The sequence below is a fragment of the Pseudomonas sp. lyk4-R2A-10 genome, assembly GCF_030209075.1.
Lineage (GTDB): Bacteria > Pseudomonadota > Gammaproteobacteria > Pseudomonadales > Pseudomonadaceae > Aquipseudomonas > Aquipseudomonas glycinae.
The window spans coordinates 329,399-348,228 of the sequence record NZ_JARVSR010000003.1; the positions used below are offsets into that span (position 1 = coordinate 329,399).

The 18,830-nt window shown below is 60.5% G+C and carries 14 protein-coding genes; 4 read left to right on the plus strand and 10 right to left on the minus strand.

What is annotated here, in order from left to right; all coding sequences use genetic code 11:
- Window positions 1-62: 62 nt before the first annotated feature.
- The 5 genes from topA to QRN46_RS07480 form a co-directional block, all read right to left on the minus strand.
- Window positions 63-2,693, minus strand: a complete 2,631-nt coding sequence (gene topA, locus QRN46_RS07460) for a type I DNA topoisomerase (RefSeq protein WP_007953057.1) — start codon at window positions 2,691-2,693, stop codon at window positions 63-65.
- A 114-nt stretch (window positions 2,694-2,807) separates the two neighbouring features.
- Window positions 2,808-3,044: a DUF1653 domain-containing protein gene (locus QRN46_RS07465; protein WP_007953059.1), complete on the minus strand. Its 237-nt coding sequence runs from the start codon at window positions 3,042-3,044 to the stop codon at window positions 2,808-2,810.
- Between the two features lie 99 nt (window positions 3,045-3,143).
- Entirely contained in the window at window positions 3,144-4,319 is a 1,176-nt protein-coding gene (fadA, locus tag QRN46_RS07470) for an acetyl-CoA C-acyltransferase FadA (protein WP_007953060.1), read from the minus strand.
- 29 nt (window positions 4,320-4,348) lie between these two features.
- Complete coding sequence (fadB, locus tag QRN46_RS07475; RefSeq protein ID WP_011335195.1) at window positions 4,349-6,496, minus strand: fatty acid oxidation complex subunit alpha FadB; 2,148 nt, start codon at window positions 6,494-6,496, stop codon at window positions 4,349-4,351.
- A gap of 541 nt (window positions 6,497-7,037) precedes the next feature.
- Window positions 7,038-7,475, minus strand: a complete 438-nt coding sequence (locus QRN46_RS07480) for a hypothetical protein (RefSeq protein ID WP_011335196.1) — start codon at window positions 7,473-7,475, stop codon at window positions 7,038-7,040.
- A gap of 103 nt (window positions 7,476-7,578) precedes the next feature.
- On the opposite strand from QRN46_RS07480, the gene QRN46_RS07485 reads away from it, so the two are divergent.
- Window positions 7,579-8,016: a universal stress protein gene (locus QRN46_RS07485; protein ID WP_011335197.1), complete on the plus strand. Its 438-nt coding sequence runs from the start codon at window positions 7,579-7,581 to the stop codon at window positions 8,014-8,016.
- A gap of 75 nt (window positions 8,017-8,091) precedes the next feature.
- On the opposite strand, the gene QRN46_RS07490 is transcribed toward QRN46_RS07485, so the two are convergent.
- On the minus strand, window positions 8,092-10,014 hold the full coding sequence (locus QRN46_RS07490; protein ID WP_011335198.1) for an ATP-binding cassette domain-containing protein: 1,923 nt from the start codon (window positions 10,012-10,014) through the stop codon (window positions 8,092-8,094).
- 215 nt (window positions 10,015-10,229) lie between these two features.
- Between QRN46_RS07490 and QRN46_RS07495 the strand changes: the two genes are divergently transcribed.
- Complete coding sequence (locus tag QRN46_RS07495; protein ID WP_041475375.1) at window positions 10,230-12,158, plus strand: transglycosylase SLT domain-containing protein; 1,929 nt, start codon at window positions 10,230-10,232, stop codon at window positions 12,156-12,158.
- A 93-nt stretch (window positions 12,159-12,251) separates the two neighbouring features.
- Here the strand turns inward: QRN46_RS07495 and QRN46_RS07500 are convergent, their stop codons facing one another.
- Window positions 12,252-14,045: an ABC transporter transmembrane domain-containing protein gene (locus tag QRN46_RS07500; protein ID WP_011335200.1), complete on the minus strand. Its 1,794-nt coding sequence runs from the start codon at window positions 14,043-14,045 to the stop codon at window positions 12,252-12,254.
- A 259-nt stretch (window positions 14,046-14,304) separates the two neighbouring features.
- Between QRN46_RS07500 and QRN46_RS07505 the strand changes: the two genes are divergently transcribed.
- Window positions 14,305-14,484: a PA1571 family protein gene (locus QRN46_RS07505; RefSeq protein WP_041475376.1), complete on the plus strand. Its 180-nt coding sequence runs from the start codon at window positions 14,305-14,307 to the stop codon at window positions 14,482-14,484.
- A 57-nt stretch (window positions 14,485-14,541) separates the two neighbouring features.
- Here the strand turns inward: QRN46_RS07505 and pdxB are convergent, their stop codons facing one another.
- Window positions 14,542-15,684: a 4-phosphoerythronate dehydrogenase PdxB gene (pdxB, locus tag QRN46_RS07510; RefSeq protein WP_011335202.1), complete on the minus strand. Its 1,143-nt coding sequence runs from the start codon at window positions 15,682-15,684 to the stop codon at window positions 14,542-14,544.
- Between the two features lie 178 nt (window positions 15,685-15,862).
- Here pdxB and QRN46_RS07515 point away from each other — a divergent pair, with 178 nt between their 5' ends.
- Window positions 15,863-17,272 carry an MATE family efflux transporter gene (locus tag QRN46_RS07515; protein WP_041475594.1) on the plus strand — a complete coding sequence of 470 codons (1,410 nt, stop codon included), beginning with the start codon at window positions 15,863-15,865 and terminating at the stop codon, window positions 17,270-17,272.
- A 50-nt stretch (window positions 17,273-17,322) separates the two neighbouring features.
- Here the strand turns inward: QRN46_RS07515 and tusA are convergent, their stop codons facing one another.
- Together tusA and rlmM are read right to left on the minus strand one after the other, a co-directional pair.
- Complete coding sequence (gene tusA, locus QRN46_RS07520) at window positions 17,323-17,574, minus strand: sulfurtransferase TusA (protein ID WP_011335204.1); 252 nt, start codon at window positions 17,572-17,574, stop codon at window positions 17,323-17,325.
- 65 nt (window positions 17,575-17,639) lie between these two features.
- Window positions 17,640-18,713: a 23S rRNA (cytidine(2498)-2'-O)-methyltransferase RlmM gene (gene rlmM, locus QRN46_RS07525; RefSeq protein WP_041475377.1), complete on the minus strand. Its 1,074-nt coding sequence runs from the start codon at window positions 18,711-18,713 to the stop codon at window positions 17,640-17,642.
- Between the last annotated feature and the right edge of the window lie 117 nt (window positions 18,714-18,830).

Genomic DNA, 18,830 nt, shown 5'->3' on the forward strand with positions numbered 1-18,830 from the left:
GTTGTCATGCGGCCTTTTGTATTGAAGATGCCCAGTCAGGACACCTTCAGATCAGCGATTGCTCAAGCCTTGGCTTTCGCCGGACGCTTGTCTTCAACCGTCCATTTGCCACCGTCAAAGAATGCTTTCCAGCCAGTCGGCTTGCCGTCGACTTCGGTCTGAACGTATTGCTCCTTGGTCTTGCGGCTGTAGCGGATCACGGCTGGCAGACCATCCGGATCCTTCTGCGGCGCTTCGCACAGGAAGTGATACTTCGGATCGATCTCATCCTTGTGCGGCAGAATCTCAATCACCAGCGGAGCACGGGTCTCGCGGTTTTTCGGGAACTGGCTAGCCGCCAGGAACAGGCCGGAAGCACCGTCACGCAGAATGTAGGTGTCGTTGACCTTTTCGCATTTCAGCTCAGGCATCTTCACCGGATCCATCTTCGGCGGTGCCGCGTCACCGCTCTTCAGCAGTTTGCGAGTGTTCTTGCACGTCGGATTGGTGCAACCGAAGAACTTGCCGAAACGGCCGGTCTTGAGCTGCATCTCGCTGCCGCACTTGTCGCATTCCAGGCTCGGGCCTTCGTAGCCCTTGATGCGGTAGCTGCCCTCTTCGATCTCGTAGCCGGCGCAATCCGGGTTGTTACCGCAGATGTGCAGCTTGCGCTTCTCGTCGAGCAGGTAAGCGTCCATCGCCGTGCTGCAGATCGGGCAGCGATGCTTGCCGCGCAGTACCAGGGATTCCGACTCGCCCTCGTCGTCCGCCGCGATTTCATCGCCCGGCACCAGGTTGACGGTGGCCTTGCAGCGCTCTTTCGGCGGCAGGCTGTAGCCGGAGCAGCCGAGGAACACGCCGGTCGATGCAGTACGGATCTGCATTGGACGGCCGCAAGTGGTGCACGGAATGTCGGTCATCACCGGCTGGTTGGCACGCATGCCAGCTTCTGGGTTTTCAGCCACTTCGAGTTTTTTCTTGAAGTCGCCGTAGAACTCGTCCAGCACGTTTTTCCAGTCGCGCTCGCCTTGGGCCACGTCATCGAGGTTCTCTTCCATGCCGGCGGTGAAGCCGTAGTCCATGAGATTCGAGAAGCTTTCCGACAGACGCTCGGTAACGATGTCGCCCATCTTTTCCGAATAGAAACGACGATTGTGCAGGGTCACGTAGCCGCGATCCTGAATGGTCGAGATGATCGCTGCGTAGGTCGAAGGACGACCGATGCCGCGCTTTTCCATTTCCTTCACCAGGCTGGCTTCCGAATAACGGGCCGGCGGCTTGGTGAAGTGCTGGGACGGATCGAGCTTTATAAGCTTCATCACGTCGCCCTGCGCCATGTCCGGCAGAACGTCATCGTCGCCAGGCTTGGTGATTTGCGGCAGCACGCGGGTGTAACCGTCGAACTTCAGGATGCGGCCCTTGGCGCGCAGCTCGAAGTCGCCAGCAGCGACGCTGACGGTGGTCGACAGGTATTGCGCCGGCAGCATCTGGCAAGCCAGGAACTGGCGCCAGATCAGCTCGTAGAGGCGCTCAGCGTCGCGCTCCATGCCGGCCAGCTTGGCTGGCGTGGTGTTGGCGTCGGAAGGACGAATCGCTTCGTGAGCCTCTTGTGCGCCTTCCTTGCTGCTGTAAACGTTCGGCGACTCCGGCAGGTACTTCTTGCCGAACTCGGTTTCGATGTAATCGCGCGCCATCGCTACGGCATCAGCCGAGAGGTTGGTCGAGTCGGTACGCATATAGGTGATGTAGCCGGCTTCGTACAGACGCTGGGCCATCATCATGGTTTTCTTCACACCGAAGCCCAGGCGGTTGCTCGCGGCCTGTTGCAGTGTGGAGGTGATGAACGGTGCCGACGGCTTGCTGCTGGTCGGTTTGTCTTCACGCTTGACGATGCTGTAGCTGGAGGACTTGAGCTTCTCCAGCGCGGCCGTGGCCTGCGCTTCGTTCAGCGGCTTGAACGCTTCGCCTTTCTCGCGAGCGACTTCGAAACGCACGGTCGAGCCTTTGGCGGTGCCGAGGTCGGCGTGCACTTCCCAGTACTCTTCCGGGTTGAACGCACGGATCTCGCGCTCACGCTCCACCACCAGCTTCACGGCAACCGATTGCACGCGACCGGCGGACAGGCCACGGGCGATCTTCGCCCACAGCAGCGGCGAAACCATGTAGCCGACAACGCGGTCGAGGAAACGACGGGCCTGCTGCGCGTTCACTCGATCGATGTCGAGTTCGCCCGGCTCCGAGAAGGCTTCCTGAATCGCCTTCTTGGTGATTTCGTTGAACACCACGCGCTTGTAGCGGCTGTCGTCACCACCGATGGCTTCGCGCAGGTGCCAGGCAATGGCTTCCCCCTCGCGATCCAAGTCGGTTGCGAGATAGATGGTGTCAGCATCCTTGGCGAGCCGGCGCAGCTCTTCGATGACCTTTTCCTTGCCTGGGAGGATCTCGTACTTGGCTTTCCAGCCGTGCTCGGGATCGACACCCATGCGCGAGACCAGCTGCTTGCGCGCCTTCTCTTTCGGCGACAGCGCTGGCGCTTCGCCCGCAGCAGCCTTGCCGCGCTTGGCGGCAGGCTCCTTGCTGGCGCTAGCCGAACCGCTGGTGGGCAGGTCTCGGATATGGCCGATACTCGACTTCACCACGTATTGGTTACCCAGATACTTGTTGATGGTCTTGGCCTTAGCCGGGGATTCCACAATGACCAGCGATTTGCCCATGGATCAGAAAATTCCTGAATTCTAGAAGTGAAAGGCGGTTGGCGCCTGACGCGGCACCGCTATATATAGTGGCTACAAGGTGAGGTCAAGCGCAGGGTTTTGCGCACACTCGCCTTACGGCTTCGAAAAAAGGCTCGGTTCGGCTTGCACCAAAGCAAAGCGTGGGACCTGCTCCCCGTCAACCTCGACGGACTCCAGGAACATGCTCAAGGGACGTACCCAAAAGCCGTAATCACCATACAGGGCTTGGTAAAAGACCACTTCTTCTTCGGTCTCGGAATGCCGCGCGACACTGAATACGCGGTACTGCGGACCTTTGTAATGTTGGTAGAGCCCAGGTTGTATCGGCATGCTTCGGCCCTCACTCAAATTTTTTCAAAATAAAAACAAAAATAAATCCGCAAAAACAAAAACCGGGGCACTTGGCCCCGGCTTCCATCGACGAGACGCTTAAACGCGTTCGAAGACGGTGGAGATGCCTTGGCCGAGACCAATGCACATGGTGGCCACCCCGAAGGTGCCGCCATTCTGCTTCATCACGTTCAGCAAAGTGCCGGAAATACGGGCACCGGAGCAACCGAACGGGTGACCCAGGGCGATCGCGCCGCCGTGCAGGTTAACCTTCTCATTCATCTTGTCGAGCACTTTCAGGTCTTTCAGCACTGGCAGGGCCTGTGCGGCGAACGCTTCATTGAGCTCGAAGAAGTCGATATCGTTGATACCCAGGCCGGCACGTTTCAGTGCTTTCTGAGTAGCCGGTACCGGACCATAGCCCATGATGGCCGGGTCCACACCCGCTACCGCCATCGAGCGAATCACGGCCAGAGGCTGGATACCCAGGTCCTGTGCACGCTGCGCCGACATCACGATCATGCACGAAGCACCATCGGTGATCTGCGACGAAGTACCGGCGGTCACGGTGCCGCCCTTTGGATTGAACGCCGGCTTCAGAGCCGCCAGACTTTCCAGGGTGGTTTCCGGACGAATGGTTTCGTCGTAGTCGAAGGTTTTCAGGAAACCGTTCTCGTCGTAACCCTGCATCGGGATGATTTCGTCCTTGAACTTGCCTTCCACAGTCGCCTTGTGGGCCAACTGGTGGGAACGCACGCCAAAGGCGTCCTGCTGTTCGCGAGTGATGCCGTGCATTTTGCCCAGCATTTCAGCGGTCAGGCCCATCATGCCTGAGGCTTTCGCCGCGTACAGAGACATGTGCGGGTTCGGATCGACACCGTGCATCATGCTTACGTGACCCATATGCTCGACGCCGCCAACCACGAACACGTCACCGTTGCCGGTCATGATCGCTTGCGCAGCAGTGTGCAGCGCGCTCATCGACGAGCCGCACAGACGGCTGACAGTCTGGCCGGCCGAGGTGTGCGGGATCTGGGTCATCAGCGACGCCATGCGCGCGATGTTCCAGCCTTGTTCCAGGGTCTGGTTCACACAGCCCCAGATCACGTCCTCGACTTCGGCAGGATCGACCTTGGTGTTGCGTTCCAGCAGTTTGCTGATCAGGTGTGCCGACATGTCTTCGGCGCGGGTGTTGCGGTGCATGCCGCCCTTGGAGCGGCCCATCGGAGTACGACCGAAGTCGACAATCACGACGTCTCTAGGATTCAAGCTCATAAGTTCACTCTCACTCTAGTTGGGGGCGCTTAACCGAAGAAGCTCTGGCCGTTTTTGGCCATTTCACGCAGCTTCGCGGTCGGGTGGTACAGCGCGCCCAAATCAGCGTACTGGTCGGCCAGGGCAACGAACTCGGCAACACCGATCGAGTCGATGTAGCGCAGCGCACCGCCACGGAATGGAGGGAAACCAATACCGTAGACCAGACCCATGTCGGCTTCGGCGGCGGTTTCGACGATGCCGTCTTCCAGGCAACGCACGGTTTCCAGGCACAGCGGGATCATCATCCAGTTGATGATGTCCTCGTCAGTGACTTCGCGCTGCTCGTAGACGATCGGCTTGAGCACTTCCAGTACCGACGGATCGGCGACTTTCTTCTGCTTGCCCTTCTTGTCGGCCTCGTAGGCATAGAAGCCCTTGCCGTTCTTCTGACCGAGACGCTTGGCTTCGTAAAGCACGTCGATGGCCGAACGACGGTCGTCCTTCATGCGGTCCGGGAAGCCTTCAGCCATCACGTCACGACCGTGGTGACCGGTGTCGATGCCGACCACGTCCATCAGGTACGCCGGGCCCATCGGCCAGCCGAATTTTTCCATGATCTTGTCGATACGGACGAAGTCCACACCGGCACTGACCAGTTTGGCGAAACCGCCGAAGTACGGGAACAGTACGCGGTTGACCAGGAAGCCCGGGCAGTCGTTGACGACGATCGGGTTCTTGCCCATTTTCTTGGCGTAGGCAACGGTGGTGGCGATGGCCAGCTCGCTGGACTTCTCGCCACGGATCACTTCCACCAGCGGCATCATGTGCACCGGGTTGAAGAAGTGCATGCCGACGAAGTTTTCCGGACGCTTGAGGGCCTTGGCCAGCAGGCTGATGGAAATGGTCGAAGTGTTGGACGCGAGGATGGTGTCCTCTTTGACCTTGTCTTCGACTTCCGCCAGAACGGCTTGCTTGACCTTCGGATTCTCGACCACGGCTTCAACGACCAGGTCGACGTGACCGAAATCACCGTAGGACAGGGTCGGACGAATGCCGTTGAGCACTTCAGCCATTTTCGCGGCGGTCATGCGGCCTTTATCAACGCGACCGACCAGCAGCTTGGCGGCTTCAGCCAGACCTTGCTCGATGCCGTGCTCGTTGATGTCCTTCATCAGGATCGGCGTACCTTTGGAAGCCGACTGATAGGCGATACCGCCACCCATGATGCCGGCGCCCAGTACGGCGGCCTGCTTCACGTCCTTGGCGATTTCGTCGTAGGCCTTGGCCTTTTTCTTCAGTTCCTGATCGTTCAGGAACAGACCGATCAAGCTCTGCGCGGCAGAGGTCTTGGCCAGTTTCACGAAACCTGCGGCTTCGACTTCCAGCGCCTTGTCACGACCGAAGTTCGCGGCTTTCTGGATGGTCTTGATCGCTTCGACCGGGGCCGGGTAGTTCGGGCCAGCCTGGCCAGCCACGAAACCTTTGGCGGTTTCGAAAGCCATCATTTGTTCAATGGCGTTCAGCCTGAGCTTTTCCAGCTTAGGCTGACGCTTGGCCTTGTAATCGAACTCGCCGGAGACGGCGCGCTTGATCAGCTCAAGGGCGGCATCCTGCAGTTTTTCAGGGGCAACCACGGCATCGACGGCGCCGACTTTCAGCGCGTCTTCAGGACGGTTTTCCTTGCCGGCGGCAATCCACTCGATGGCGTTGTCGGCACCGATCAGGCGCGGCAGACGCACGGTGCCGCCGAAGCCAGGGTAGATGCCCAGCTTGACTTCCGGCAGACCGATCTTGGCCTTGGTCGACATGACGCGGTAGTCCGCTGCCAGGCACATTTCCAGCCCCCCGCCCAAAGCGATGCCATTGATCGCGGCGACGGTCGGAACGTTGAGGTCTTCGAAATCGCTGAAGATCTTGTTGGCTTCGAGATTGCCAGCAACCAGCTCGGCATCCGGCAGCTTGAAGTTGTCGACAAATTCGGTGATGTCGGCGCCGACGATGAACACGTCCTTGCCACTGCTGACGATCACGCCCTTGATCGAAGCATCTGCCTTGATGGTGTCTACGGCCTGACGCAGTTCGTTCAGGGTAAGACGGTTGAACTTGTTGACGGACTCACCCTTGAGGTCGAATTTCAATTCGACGATGCCACTTTCAAGAGCTTTAACCGTGATGGCTTTACCTTCGTAAATCATCAACTGATCTCCACGATATGGAAGCTGAACAGTACACGTCGGACGCAGGCAAATGGCTCGGCAGGACGCTTTTTCGTCGATGCTGACACCCATCCACCCGGCACACCCGCCAACGCGATAGTCGGGATTCTGTAGGAGCAGTCTGCAATACAAACGCTCAATTCATACGCCCGTTTGATTTGGGTACGCCACCTTCACGGAATTTCCGACAATTGTCAATCGCCCTAAATACGGGTTGAAATGCGACTTTGCGGTCATTTCTGTAGGACGCAGCCCGGCCACCCACGCTTGCATGTGAGGGTATTCATAAGATTAATAGTTAGAAAAGTCGCCCTAATTCACCGCAAGCCTTGTTTAACAGGCTACGCTGGCTGGACTACGAAGGAAAACAGGCGCACGTTTGCTGACCGGATGACTCCGGGCCAACGCAAAAAAAGAATTTCCGGCCTGCCTGGCCAACCCCGCCCGATGAATCATGTCGGGCTTTTTATTGCGCGTCTGCCGGACGTTTCGCACCGTTGCAGCGCGAAAAGTCCGGGAGTCATGCCAGCGCTTTCAGCGTGGCATCAATTTCCAGCAAAACCGAAGCGTCACCCTTCTCACCCCAATAGAGCGCGATCATCTGCTTGTCCGCCTCGACCTTGAAAACGTTGCCCGGCAATTTTTCGAAATGATTGAGCAGCAGCGGATCCTCACAGACTTCCTGCCACTGATTCACCCAAACCCCCGGGGATTTCTGCCAATACGTCCAGCACGCCGGCTGCTTTCCACGGCGTGGCCGATGGTATTGCGCGCACGGGTTTGGCGGCTCCTGGCTCAGCCAGTGCGGCCATTCCTGAGGCGCCAGTTGCATGGCCAGCCCGATGCGCCGTGCCTCCGTGCGCAAGGCTATCCGGCCACTCTGGGCACGGGACGGACGCAACCACGCCAGCGGACTCAACACTACCAGCAGGATTGACACCACCAGCCAGACCGTCATATCTCTACTCCCGTTTTGTCATGAGCCCATTGCGTCACTTTGGAACCAATGCGCTTGAAACCAGCCATACTTAACAATATTGATCCCTCACGAGGAGCACCTCATGCCCTACCACCATATCCTGGTCGCCGTAGATCTGACCGAAGAGTGCGACCCTGTGATCCACCGCGCCCGAGAGCTGTCGGTGAGCAATGGCGCCAAGCTGTCGCTGGTGCATATCGTCGAACCGATGGCCATGGCCTTCGGCGGTGACGTGCCGATGGATCTGTCACAACTGCAACAACAGCAGTTCGATCAGGCCAAGGAACGCCTCGAACGCCTGAAGCACAAATACACCGAACTCGAAGGCGCCAACTGCCACCTGACCTACGGCCAGCCGCGTCAGGAAATCCACCATTTCGCCAAGGAACAGCAGTGCGACCTGATCGTGGTCGGCAGCCATGGCCGACACGGTTTGGCGCTGCTATTGGGCTCGACCGCCAACGATGTCCTGCACGGCGCGCCTTGCGATGTGCTGGCGGTGCACCTGGTCAAACGCTGATCCCACTCGCTTGTGAAAAGCTGAAAAGCCCGGCACCCATTACTGGATGCCGGGCTTTTTCATGCCTTGAAACAATCAGGCGTCCAGCTCAGCCCAACGCTCCACCAGCGCATCCAGCTCGGCCTGCAACTGCTCCAGAGAAGCAATCACCTTGGCCGTCTCGGCCGGCGGACGCTGATAGAAGCCGGCCTCGGCCATTTCAGCCTCGACAGCAGCAATCTGCTGCTCCTTCGCGTCGATGTCGCCCGGCAACGCTTCCAGCTCACGCTGAAGCTTGTAGCTCAGTTTCTTCTTCGCAGCCGGGGCCGCAGCAACCGGCGCGGCAACCGGAGCCGGTTCGGCAGTCACCACCGCCGAATTCAGATCGGCCTTGCCGGATTTGCTTTCAGTCACGCCCAGCAGACGCGGCGAACCACCCTGACGGATCCAGTCCTGATAGCCGCCGACGTATTCGCGAACCTTGCCTTCACCTTCGAAGACCAAGGTGCTGGTAACCACGTTGTCGAGGAATGCCCGGTCGTGGCTGACCATCAGCACCGTGCCGTTGAAGGTCAGCAGCACTTCTTCGAGCAGCTCGAGGGTTTCCACGTCGAGGTCGTTGGTCGGTTCGTCGAGTACCAGCAGGTTTGCAGGCTTGCTGAACAGCTTGGCCAGCAGCAAACGTGCACGCTCACCACCGGACAACGCCTTCACCGGCGTGCGGGCACGCTGCGGGCTGAACAGGAAGTCGCCGAGGTAGCTCAGTACGTGGCGGCTCTGGCCGTCGATATCGATGAAGTCACGACCTTCGGCGACGTTGTCGATCACGGTTTTTTCCAGATCCAGCTGATGGCGCAACTGGTCGAAGTAGGCCACGTCGATCTTGGTGCCCTCTTCCACTTTGCCGCTGGTCGGTTGCAGACCGCTGAGCATCAGTTTCAGCAAAGTGGTTTTGCCGGTACCGTTGGCGCCGAGCAGACCGATCCGGTCGCCGCGCTGCAGCACCATGGAGAAATCGCGAATCAGGAACGGACCGCCCGGATGCGCGAAGCTCACGTTATCCAGCACCATCACCTGCTTGCCGGACTTCTCCGCTGTTTCCAGCTGGATGTTGGCCTTGCCGGTGCGCTCGCGACGCTCACTGCGCTCCACGCGCAGGGCTTTCAGAGCACGCACGCGGCCTTCGTTACGGGTGCGACGGGCCTTGATGCCCTGACGAATCCACACTTCTTCCTGGGCCAGACGCTTGTCGAACAGCGCGTTGGCGGTTTCTTCGGCGGCCAGTGCGGCTTCTTTATGGACGAGGAAACTGGCGTAGTCGCCGTTCCAGTCGATCAGGCCGCCGCGATCCAGTTCAAGGATGCGGGTGGCGAGGTTTTGCAGGAAAGAACGGTCGTGCGTGATGAACAGCACGGCGCCCTGGAAATCCTTCAGCGCTTCTTCAAGCCAGGCAATCGCACCGATGTCCAGGTGGTTGGTCGGCTCGTCGAGCAGCAGCAGATCCGGCTCGGACACCAGCGCCTGCGCCAGCAGCACGCGACGACGCCAGCCGCCGGACAGTTCGGCGAGGGTCTTGTCGGCCGGCAATTGCAGACGACTCAGGGTGCTGTCGACCAAAGTCTGCAAGCGCCAGCCATCGCGGGCTTCGAGGTCGTGCTGAACATGCATCAGCTTGTCCAGATCGGCATCGGTGACGATGTTCTGGCTCAGGTGATGGTATTCGGCGAGCAAAGCGCCAACGCCGTCGAGTCCTTCGGCAACCACGTCGAACACTGTCCGCTCGTCGGCCACAGGCAATTCCTGCGGCAATTCACCGATTTTCAGACCGGGGGCACGCCACACCGAGCCGTCATCAGGCTTCTGGTCGCCCTTGACCAGTTTCATCATGCTGGATTTGCCAGTGCCGTTGCGGCCGATGATGCACACCCGCTCACCACGGGCGATCTGCCAGGACACCTTGTCCAACAACGGCATCGCGCCGAATGCAAGGGACACATCGCTGAATTTGAGCAGGGTCATGAGCTTCTCCAAAAACCGGGCGCGCATTCTACCTGAATCGGGGCCCGAACAGGCCGGCAATTTCGCCGCTGACGCACTCTGCACAACAATTGTTGCGAACTTGTGCTGCAAGGCCGGCAAAGCTTTCGCCCCTTGCTGGCAAAAGGCTAAGCTACAGGCAATTCAGTGCGGGTTTTGAGCCGGCACTTGTCATGATTTCTCTGCCCGGATGTCTCATGCGCAGTCGCCTCTTCAGTGTTTTGTCATGTTTGCTGCTTTCCGCCGCTGCCGTTCAATCCGCTCAGGCGGTGGACCTGTCCACCCAACGCCAGTATTACGATGAAGCCAAGCGCGCCCTGGCCAAGGGCGACAGCGGCCCGTATTTCCGTTACAGCCAGGCTCTCGCCGATTATCCGCTGGAGCCGTACCTCGCCTACGACGAGCTGACTGCGCGGCTGAAAACCGCCAGCAACGCGGAGATCGAGAAATTCCTCGCCGAGCACGGTGACCTGCCGCAGGCCAACTGGATGAAATTGCGCTGGCTGCGCTGGCTGGCCGATCGCGGCGATTGGGCGACGTTCGTCAAGTATTACGACCCGAAACTGAATTTCACTGAACTTGACTGCCTCCACGCGCAATACCAGATCAGCCACAACAAGAAGGCCGAGGGCTACGCCAACGCCGAGAAGCTCTGGCTGACCGGCAAATCCCAGCCTGCCGCCTGTGATGCGCTGTTTGGCATGTGGGCCGCCGAAGGTCAGTTGACCGAACAGAAACGCTGGGAGCGCGCCAAACTCGCCGCCCAACACCGCAACTATCCGCTGGCCAACAGCCTGGTCAACGGCCTGACCACCCTCGCCCCGCGCGGCCGCCTGCTGGTGGACGTGGCGCAGAAACCGGAACTGCTCAATCAGCCTTCGCGGTTCATGCCGGCCGATGAACCGATGTCGGACGTGGTCAGCCTCGGCCTGCGCCGCCTCGCGCGTCAGGACCCGGACAAGGCCATGGCCCTGCTCGACGGTTATGCCAGCAGCATGCATTTCTCCCGCGATGAAAAAGTCGCGATCGCCCGGGAAATCGGCCTGACCCTCGCCCGGCGCTTCGACAGCCGCGCGCTGGACGTGATGACCAAGTACGACCCGGAACTGCGCGACAACACCGTGTCCGAATGGCGCCTGCGGCTGCTGCTGCGTCTGGCGCGCTGGGACGACGCCTACCAACTGACCCGCCGTCTCCCGCAGGATCTGGCCACTACCAACCGCTGGCGCTACTGGCAGGCCCGCAGCCTGGAACTGGCGCAACCGCAAAACCCGGAAGCGCAGACGCTGTACAAGAATCTGTCGCGGGAACGGGATTTCTACGGCTTCCTCGCCGCCGACCGCTCGCAATCGCCGTACTCGCTGAACAACAAGCCGCTGGTGCTCAGTCAGGCGCTGATCAACAAGGTGCGCAACACCCCGGGCGTGCGTCGTGCGCTGGAGTTCCACGCCCGTGGGCAGATCGTCGATGGCCGCCGCGAGTGGTATCACGTCAGCCGGCATTTCAGCCGCGACGAAATGGTCGCCCAGGCGAAACTGGCCTACGACCTGAGATGGTACTTCCCGGCCATCCGCACCATCAGTCAGGCGCAGTACTGGGATGATCTGGACATCCGTTTCCCGATGGCCCACCGCGACACTCTGGTGCGCGAAGCCAAGGTGCGCGGCCTGCATTCGAGCTGGGTGTTCGCCATCACCCGTCAGGAAAGTGCATTCATGGACGACGCCCGTTCCAGCGTCGGCGCCAGCGGCCTGATGCAACTGATGCCCGGCACCGCCAAGGAAACCGCGCGCAAGTTCAGCATTCCGCTGGCCTCGCCACAGCAGGTGCTGGATCCGGATAAAAACATCCAGCTCGGCGCCGCTTACCTGAGCCAGGTGCACAGCCAGTTCAACGGCAACCGCGTGCTCGCCTCCGCCGCCTACAACGCCGGCCCCGGCCGCGTGCGCCAGTGGCTGCGTGGCGCCGACCATCTGAGCTTCGACGTGTGGGTGGAAAGCATCCCGTTCGACGAAACCCGCCAGTACGTGCAGAACGTGCTGTCCTACTCGGTGATCTACGGCCAGAAACTCAATTCGCCGCAACCGCTGGTGGATTGGCATGAGCGGTATTTCGACGATCAGTGATCGGGGCGTGTTTCGCCGATAGATCGACGTAAACAAAAATGCCCGCATCGAGAGATGCGGGCATTTTTTATGGCGTTCTACTAGGTCGATTACTTAGTCGGTTACAGGGTCGGTTGAAACCTGACGACCATCACTGAACTGCAACGCCGCCAACCGCGCATACAGCGGATTACTGGCGATCAACTCCTGATGCGTACCGATCGCCACCAGTTTGCCCTGATCCATCACCGCAATCCGGTCGGCGTTTTTCACCGTCGCCAACCGGTGGGCAATGACCAGCGTGGTGCGGTTTTGCATCAGGCTCGGCAGTGCTTGCTGAATCAGGTGTTCGCTTTGGGCATCAAGGGCGCTGGTGGCTTCGTCGAGCAGCAGGATCGGCGCGTCGACCAGCAACGCCCGGGCAATGGCCAGGCGCTGGCGTTGTCCGCCTGACAGACCGAGGCCACCGTCGCCCAGATGGGTCTGGTAGCCGTCGGGCATCTGTTCGATGAAGTCGTGGGCGTGGGCGATTCTGGCCGCCTCCCGCACCTGCTCCAGCGTGGCGGTCGGGCAGCCGTAGCGAATGTTCTCTTCGACACTGCCGAAGAACAGTGCCGGGGTTTGCGAGACCAGCGCGAAGCAGCGACGCAGGTCCAGCGGATCGAGGCTCGTCAGCGGTACGCCATCGATCAGGATCCGCCCTTCCCGGGGATCGTAGAAACGCAGCAGCAAGTCATACACCGTGGACTTGCCCGCGCCGGACGGTCCCACGAGCGCGAGGGTTTCCCCGGCGTTGATCGTCAGACTCAAGCCATCGACGGCGAGGCTATCGGGACGCGAAGGGTAGGAAAAACGTACATCCTGCAACTCCAGCTCGCCTTTGACCCGCTCCGGCAGCGTCACCAATCCTGTGGTCGGTGGCTGGATGATGTTTTCCGAACGCAGCAATTCGGCGATGCGCTCGGCGGCGCCAGCCGCTCGCTGCAACTCTCCGATCACTTCGCTCAACGTGCCAAACGCACTGCCGACGATCAGGCTGTAGAACACGAACGCCGCCAGTTCACCGGCAGAAATCCGCCCGGCGATCACGTCCATGCCGCCGACCCACAACATCACCGCGACGGCGCCGAGCACCAGCACGATTACCAGCGTGATCAGCCAGGCCCGCTGGAAAATCCGTTTGCGCGCAGTCTCGAATGCCTGCTCGACGGTGCTGGCGAAACGCTGTTCGTCTTGCACCTGATGGTTGTAGGCCTGCACGGTTTTGATCTGGCCGAGGGTTTCCGAGACGTAACTGCCAATGTCGGCGATCCGGTCCTGACTCAGCCGGGAGAGGTTACGCACGCGGCGGCCAAAAATCAGGATCGGCGCAATCACCAGCGGCAGTGCTATTACCACGATGCTGGTGAGCTTGGGGTTGGTGATGAACAGCAGCACCACACCGCCAATGACCATCAGCAAATTGCGCAGGAACAGCGACAGCGACGAGCCGATCACTGATTGCAGCAGCGTGGTGTCAGCGGTCAGCCGCGACTGGATTTCCGAGCTGCGGTTGTCCTCGTAAAACCCGGGATGCAGGTACACCAGATGGTTGAACACCTGCCGACGGATGTCCGCCACCACGCGCTCACCGATCCAGGACACCAGATAAAACCGCGCAAACGTGCCGACCGCGAGGCCGAGCACCAACAGCATGAACAGGCCGATGGATTGATTGAGCAAGTGCGGCGATTGAGTCATGAAGCCTTGATCGACCAGCAACTTGATGCCCTGCCCCATCGACAGGGTGATGCCCGCCGTGACGATCAGTGCCAGCAGCGCACCAAAGGCCGGCCAGCGATAAGGGGCAAGGAAAGAACTGGTCAGGCGCAAGGCCCGGCGGTGGCGCGAGGAAAGCATCGGGATCATTCAGGTTCACGTCGTGTGCTGATGGATAGGGCCAGCCTACAGACTCAAATGGGGTGGAACTCTGCAAATCACAATGAGTCAGGTTAATTATGACCGGCAAGACTACCCCCTAGACGCTATTGGTCTAAGGTCCGGGTTGAGACAGACGGTCATTTCTGTTTGAGTGGAGATGCCGTTCCGGACCGACCGCAGGGAGTTGTCACAGCCTGGTCACCTGACGGTTTTAATCTAGGCACACAACCTGATGAGGAGACAGGCCATGTCCTTGCAACACAGCAGCGATGACAAGATTCAAGTGATCCGCACACAGCCAGATCAGTCTCTGGGTTGTTCAATTATTGATGAAAATGGCAACGAAAAGCCGATCACTGAAGACATGATCCAGCAAGCCTGCCGCGAACTGGAACAGCGATTGGTCAAGCCTGCCGAACAAAAGTGATATCGCCACAGTCTTCCTGACCCGGCCCCTGCAGGCCGGGTTTTTTCTGCCCGCTGTTTATACCGCCACAGCGCCCAGCGCGGCCACGATCTGGCGCAGGGCCGGCGAATCGCCCTCGATCCGCACCTTCAAACCTTCGATCTCGCGTCGCGACGGATACTGCTTGCGCAACACATCGAACGCCGCACGTTGCTCACCGACGCTGCCCAGCAGCGTGCGACGGAAATCCGCGTCGTCCCGGCGCGGGTCGTACACACCGCGGCACAACATCGCCAGCGCCCAGGCTGGATCGCTGTCGGCATGCAGGGAAACTTCCGACAACCACGGCGCCGGCAGCAGATCGCCGAGCTGAATGCTGGCGGGCTCACCGATAAAGTCGCAGTAAGCCTGATAGATCTGCGCGGTGCCGCGCTGCTTGCCGTCGAGGCTGTAACCGGCGATGTGCGGCGTCGCCAACACGCAGAGCTCGGCCAGAGAAACATCGACTTGCGGCTCGGCCTCCCAGACATCGAGCACTGCTTGCAGGTCTTCACGCTCCAGCAGCACTTCGCGCAACGCGGTGTTATCCACCACCGGACCGCGAGCCGCGTTGATCAACCAGGCGCCGGGCTTGAGCTGCTGCAAACGCTGCTCGTCGAACAAATGCCAGGTCGCACCGTCACCGCTGCGGGTCAGCGGGGTGTGCAGGCTGATCACGTCGCACTGCGCGATGATCTGCTCCAGGCTGACATAGTCGCCGCCCTCGGCCGCCTGACGCGGCGGATCGCAGACTTTCACGTTCCAGCCCAGGCCTTTGAGCACCTTGATCAGGCGACCGCCCACTTCACCGGCCCCGATCACACCGTAAGTGCGTTCACGCAAATCGACGCCTTCGATTTCAGCCAGGGTCATCAGGCTGCCGAGCACGTAATCGACCACGCCCCGGGCATTGCAGCCGGGCGCGCTGGACCAGGTGATCCCGGCCTCATTGAAGTAATCGAGATCCAGATGATCGGTGCCGATGGTGCAGGTGCCGACAAAACGCACCTTGCTGCCTTCAAGCAGTGCGCGGTTGACGTTGGTCACCGAGCGCACCAGCAATACATCGGCCTGTTCGACCGTGGCCCGGTCGATGGAACGGCCCGGTACTCGGCGAATCTCACCGAAACCGGCAAAAAAGGCATCGAGCAGCGGGATATTTTCGTCGGCAACAATCAGCATGGCGGGGCTCCTTGGGCGGATCGGCAGTGTAGGCGTTGGGACTGCGATGAGCCAGCAGGCTTTGATTTCTTGATGAGGCGCGGCGATTACAAATCCGCAACAGAGGATTTTTCCTGACCATAACGTCAGCGGCGTAGAATGCCCGGCCTTGCGCATCAACCCCTTGGACGCTTTGCCTGTGAATTCCGTGACTGACCGCCCTGCTGCCGTTTCCCTCAACCGCCCTGCCCGGGTTCGCCTGGAGCTGAAGAATCTGCTCGGCCTGGCCCTGCCGATCATGATCGCGCAGCTGGCAACCACCGCCATGGGCTTCGTCGATGCGGTGATGGCCGGGCGCGTCGGGCCCAAGGATCTGGCGGCCGTGGCGCTGGGCAACTCGATCTGGGTGCCGGTGTTCCTGCTGATGACCGGCACTTTGCTGGCGACCACGCCTAAAGTCGCCCAGCGCTTTGGCGCCGGCACCCACAGCGAGATCGGCCCGATCGTGCGTCAGGCCCTGTGGCTGGCACTGGTGGTGGGCCTGATGGCGACCACCATGCTGTTCAGCGCCGAACCGATCCTGCATTTGATGAAAGTCGATCCGGAGCTGATCGGCCCATGCATGCAGTACCTGCACGGCATCGCCAGCGGTCTGCCGGCCGTGGCGTTCTACCATGTGCTGCGCTGCACCAGTGACGGCCTCGGTCGCACCCGCCCGGCGATGGTGCTGGGCCTGTGCGGCCTGGCGCTGAACATTCCGCTCAACTACGTGTTCATTTATGGCCACTTTGGCGTACCGGCCATGGGCGGCGTCGGTTGCGGCTGGGCCACGGCGATCGTGATGTGGGTGATGGCACTGGGTCTGGCCGGTTATGAGCGCTGGGCACCGGCCTACAAGTCGAGCGAACTGTTCAGCCGTTTCGACTGGCCGCAATGGGCGGTGATCAAGCGTTTGCTGGCTATCGGTCTGCCGATCGGCGTCGCGGTGTTTGCCGAGTCGAGCATCTTCGCGGTGATCGCGCTGCTGATCGGCAGCCTCGGCGCCACCGTGGTGGCCGGGCACCAGATCGCGCTGAACGTCAGCTCGCTGGTGTTCATGATTCCGTACTCGCTGGGCATGGCCGTGACCGTGCGGGTCGGTCAGGCCCTGGGCCGTGAAGAACCTCGCGAAGCACGTTTCGCGGCGGGTGTCGGCATGGGCACTGCGCTGGCTTACGCCTGCCTGTCGGCGAGCATGATGCTGCTGATGCGCGAGCACATTGCGGCGATCTACACGTCGGATCCGATGGTGATTCACATCGCCGCGATGCTGATCGTGTATTCGGCGCTGTTCCAGTTTTCCGACGCGATTCAGGTCACCGCCGCCGGCGCCCTGCGCGGTTATCAGGACACTCGCGTGACGATGATTCTGACCCTGTTCGCCTATTGGGGCATCGGCCTGCCGGTGGGTTACGCCCTCGGCCTGACCGACTGGCTCGGCGAGCCACGCGGCCCGAGCGGCTTGTGGGAAGGCCTGATCGTCGGCCTGAGCTGCGCGGCGCTGATGCTGTCGATCCGCCTGACGCGCAGTGCACGCAAACGCATTCGCATCAGCCGTTCGATGGGCTGACCGGCCATAAAAAATGACCTGCACATGCAGGTCTTTTTTTTGCCTTCCGATCAACCGGACTTCTTGCGAATCCAGTACAGATAGGTCCCGGCTTCTTCGTGTTGCCCTACCAGTTCATGGTCGAGAAACACGCAGAACTTGGGGATGTCGCGGCGGGTCGACGGGTCGGTGGCGATCACCTTGAGCAGGCCGCCAGGCACCAAATCACGGATGTGCTGGTGCAGCATCATCACCGGCTCCGGGCAGTTGAGGCCCGTGGCGTCAAGGGTGCCGTCGACCGGCGTATTGATCATTTCACTCATGATTCACTCCTGAAACTGGCCGGCATTGTCGCCCAATGCTGGGTCTTCGGTCACCTGTCGTGCGCTCAGCGGGCTTTGGCTTTCTTCACGTCAAGGCGGCGCAAATGGCAGGTCACTTCCTCGCGGTCGTGGTAAAGCTGCTTGCAGCCGATGTCGACCTTGATCCCACGGGCCTTGAAACCATCGGCGATGCGTTCGAGCAGGCGCTTCACTTCGGCGTAACGCTGCTTCATCGGCAACTTGAGGTTGACCACCGCTTCCCGGCAATGCCCCTCGCCGATCCACTCTTCGAGCATCGCGGCATTGCGCGCCGGTTTCTCGACGATGTCGCAAACCATCCAGTCCACCGGCTGCTTGGGCTTGAAGGTGAAGCCGTCAGCCATCAGGTGCTGCACCAGACCGGTGTCCATCAGGCTTTCGGCCATCGGGCCGTTGTCGATAGCAGTCACCAGCATGCCGCGATTGACCAGCTGCCAGGTCCAGCCGCCCGGCGCCGCGCCGAGATCCACGCCGGTCATGTCGCTGTGCAGGCGATCTTCCCACTGGTCGCGGGGGATGAAGTGGTGCCAGGCTTCTTCCAGTTTCAGGGTCGAACGGCTCGGCGCCTCACGCGGGAACTTCAGGCGCGGAATGCCCATCGGCCACATCGCCGAGTTACCGGCGTCGGCCAGACCGAGAAACACCTCACGGCCGCTCTTGAAGGTCAGCAGCAGACGCGGCTTGCTGGTGTCCTCCACCAGTTTGCCGGCACCGGTCAGGGCCTTGCGCAGCGGGCCTTCGAATTTCTTGCAGAAGTTCGACAGCTCCTTGCCGTCGTTGGTGTCGACGACTTCCAGCCACAGGCTGCCGCACACCGGGAATTCACTCATGTGAGCGAGGATCACGCTGATACGGTCGTTTTCCGGCAGATCGATGAAAAACCCGCGCGCCCATTGGCGCGGGAAGATCAGCTCGGCGAAACGCTGACCGCGCATCAGGCGCTCGGCACCGTCTTCTTCGGTGCAGACGAACTCGGCGCAAGCGGTGGCCGGTTTGGCCTTGGCGTAGCCGGCCACATTCAGTCGGGCGGCGAGGTCGGAAATCTCCGAGCAGACTTCGCCTTCGAAGCCTGGCCGGCAATGCATGAATAGGGTGTTCATTCTTACTCCTGGGCAGAGGGCGATCATTCATCCCCTGCGCGATGCCCAGACCTGCATTGAAGCAAAGCCTGTCACGAAAACCGGCGCATGATAGCCCATGTCGGAACCTTGGACTTG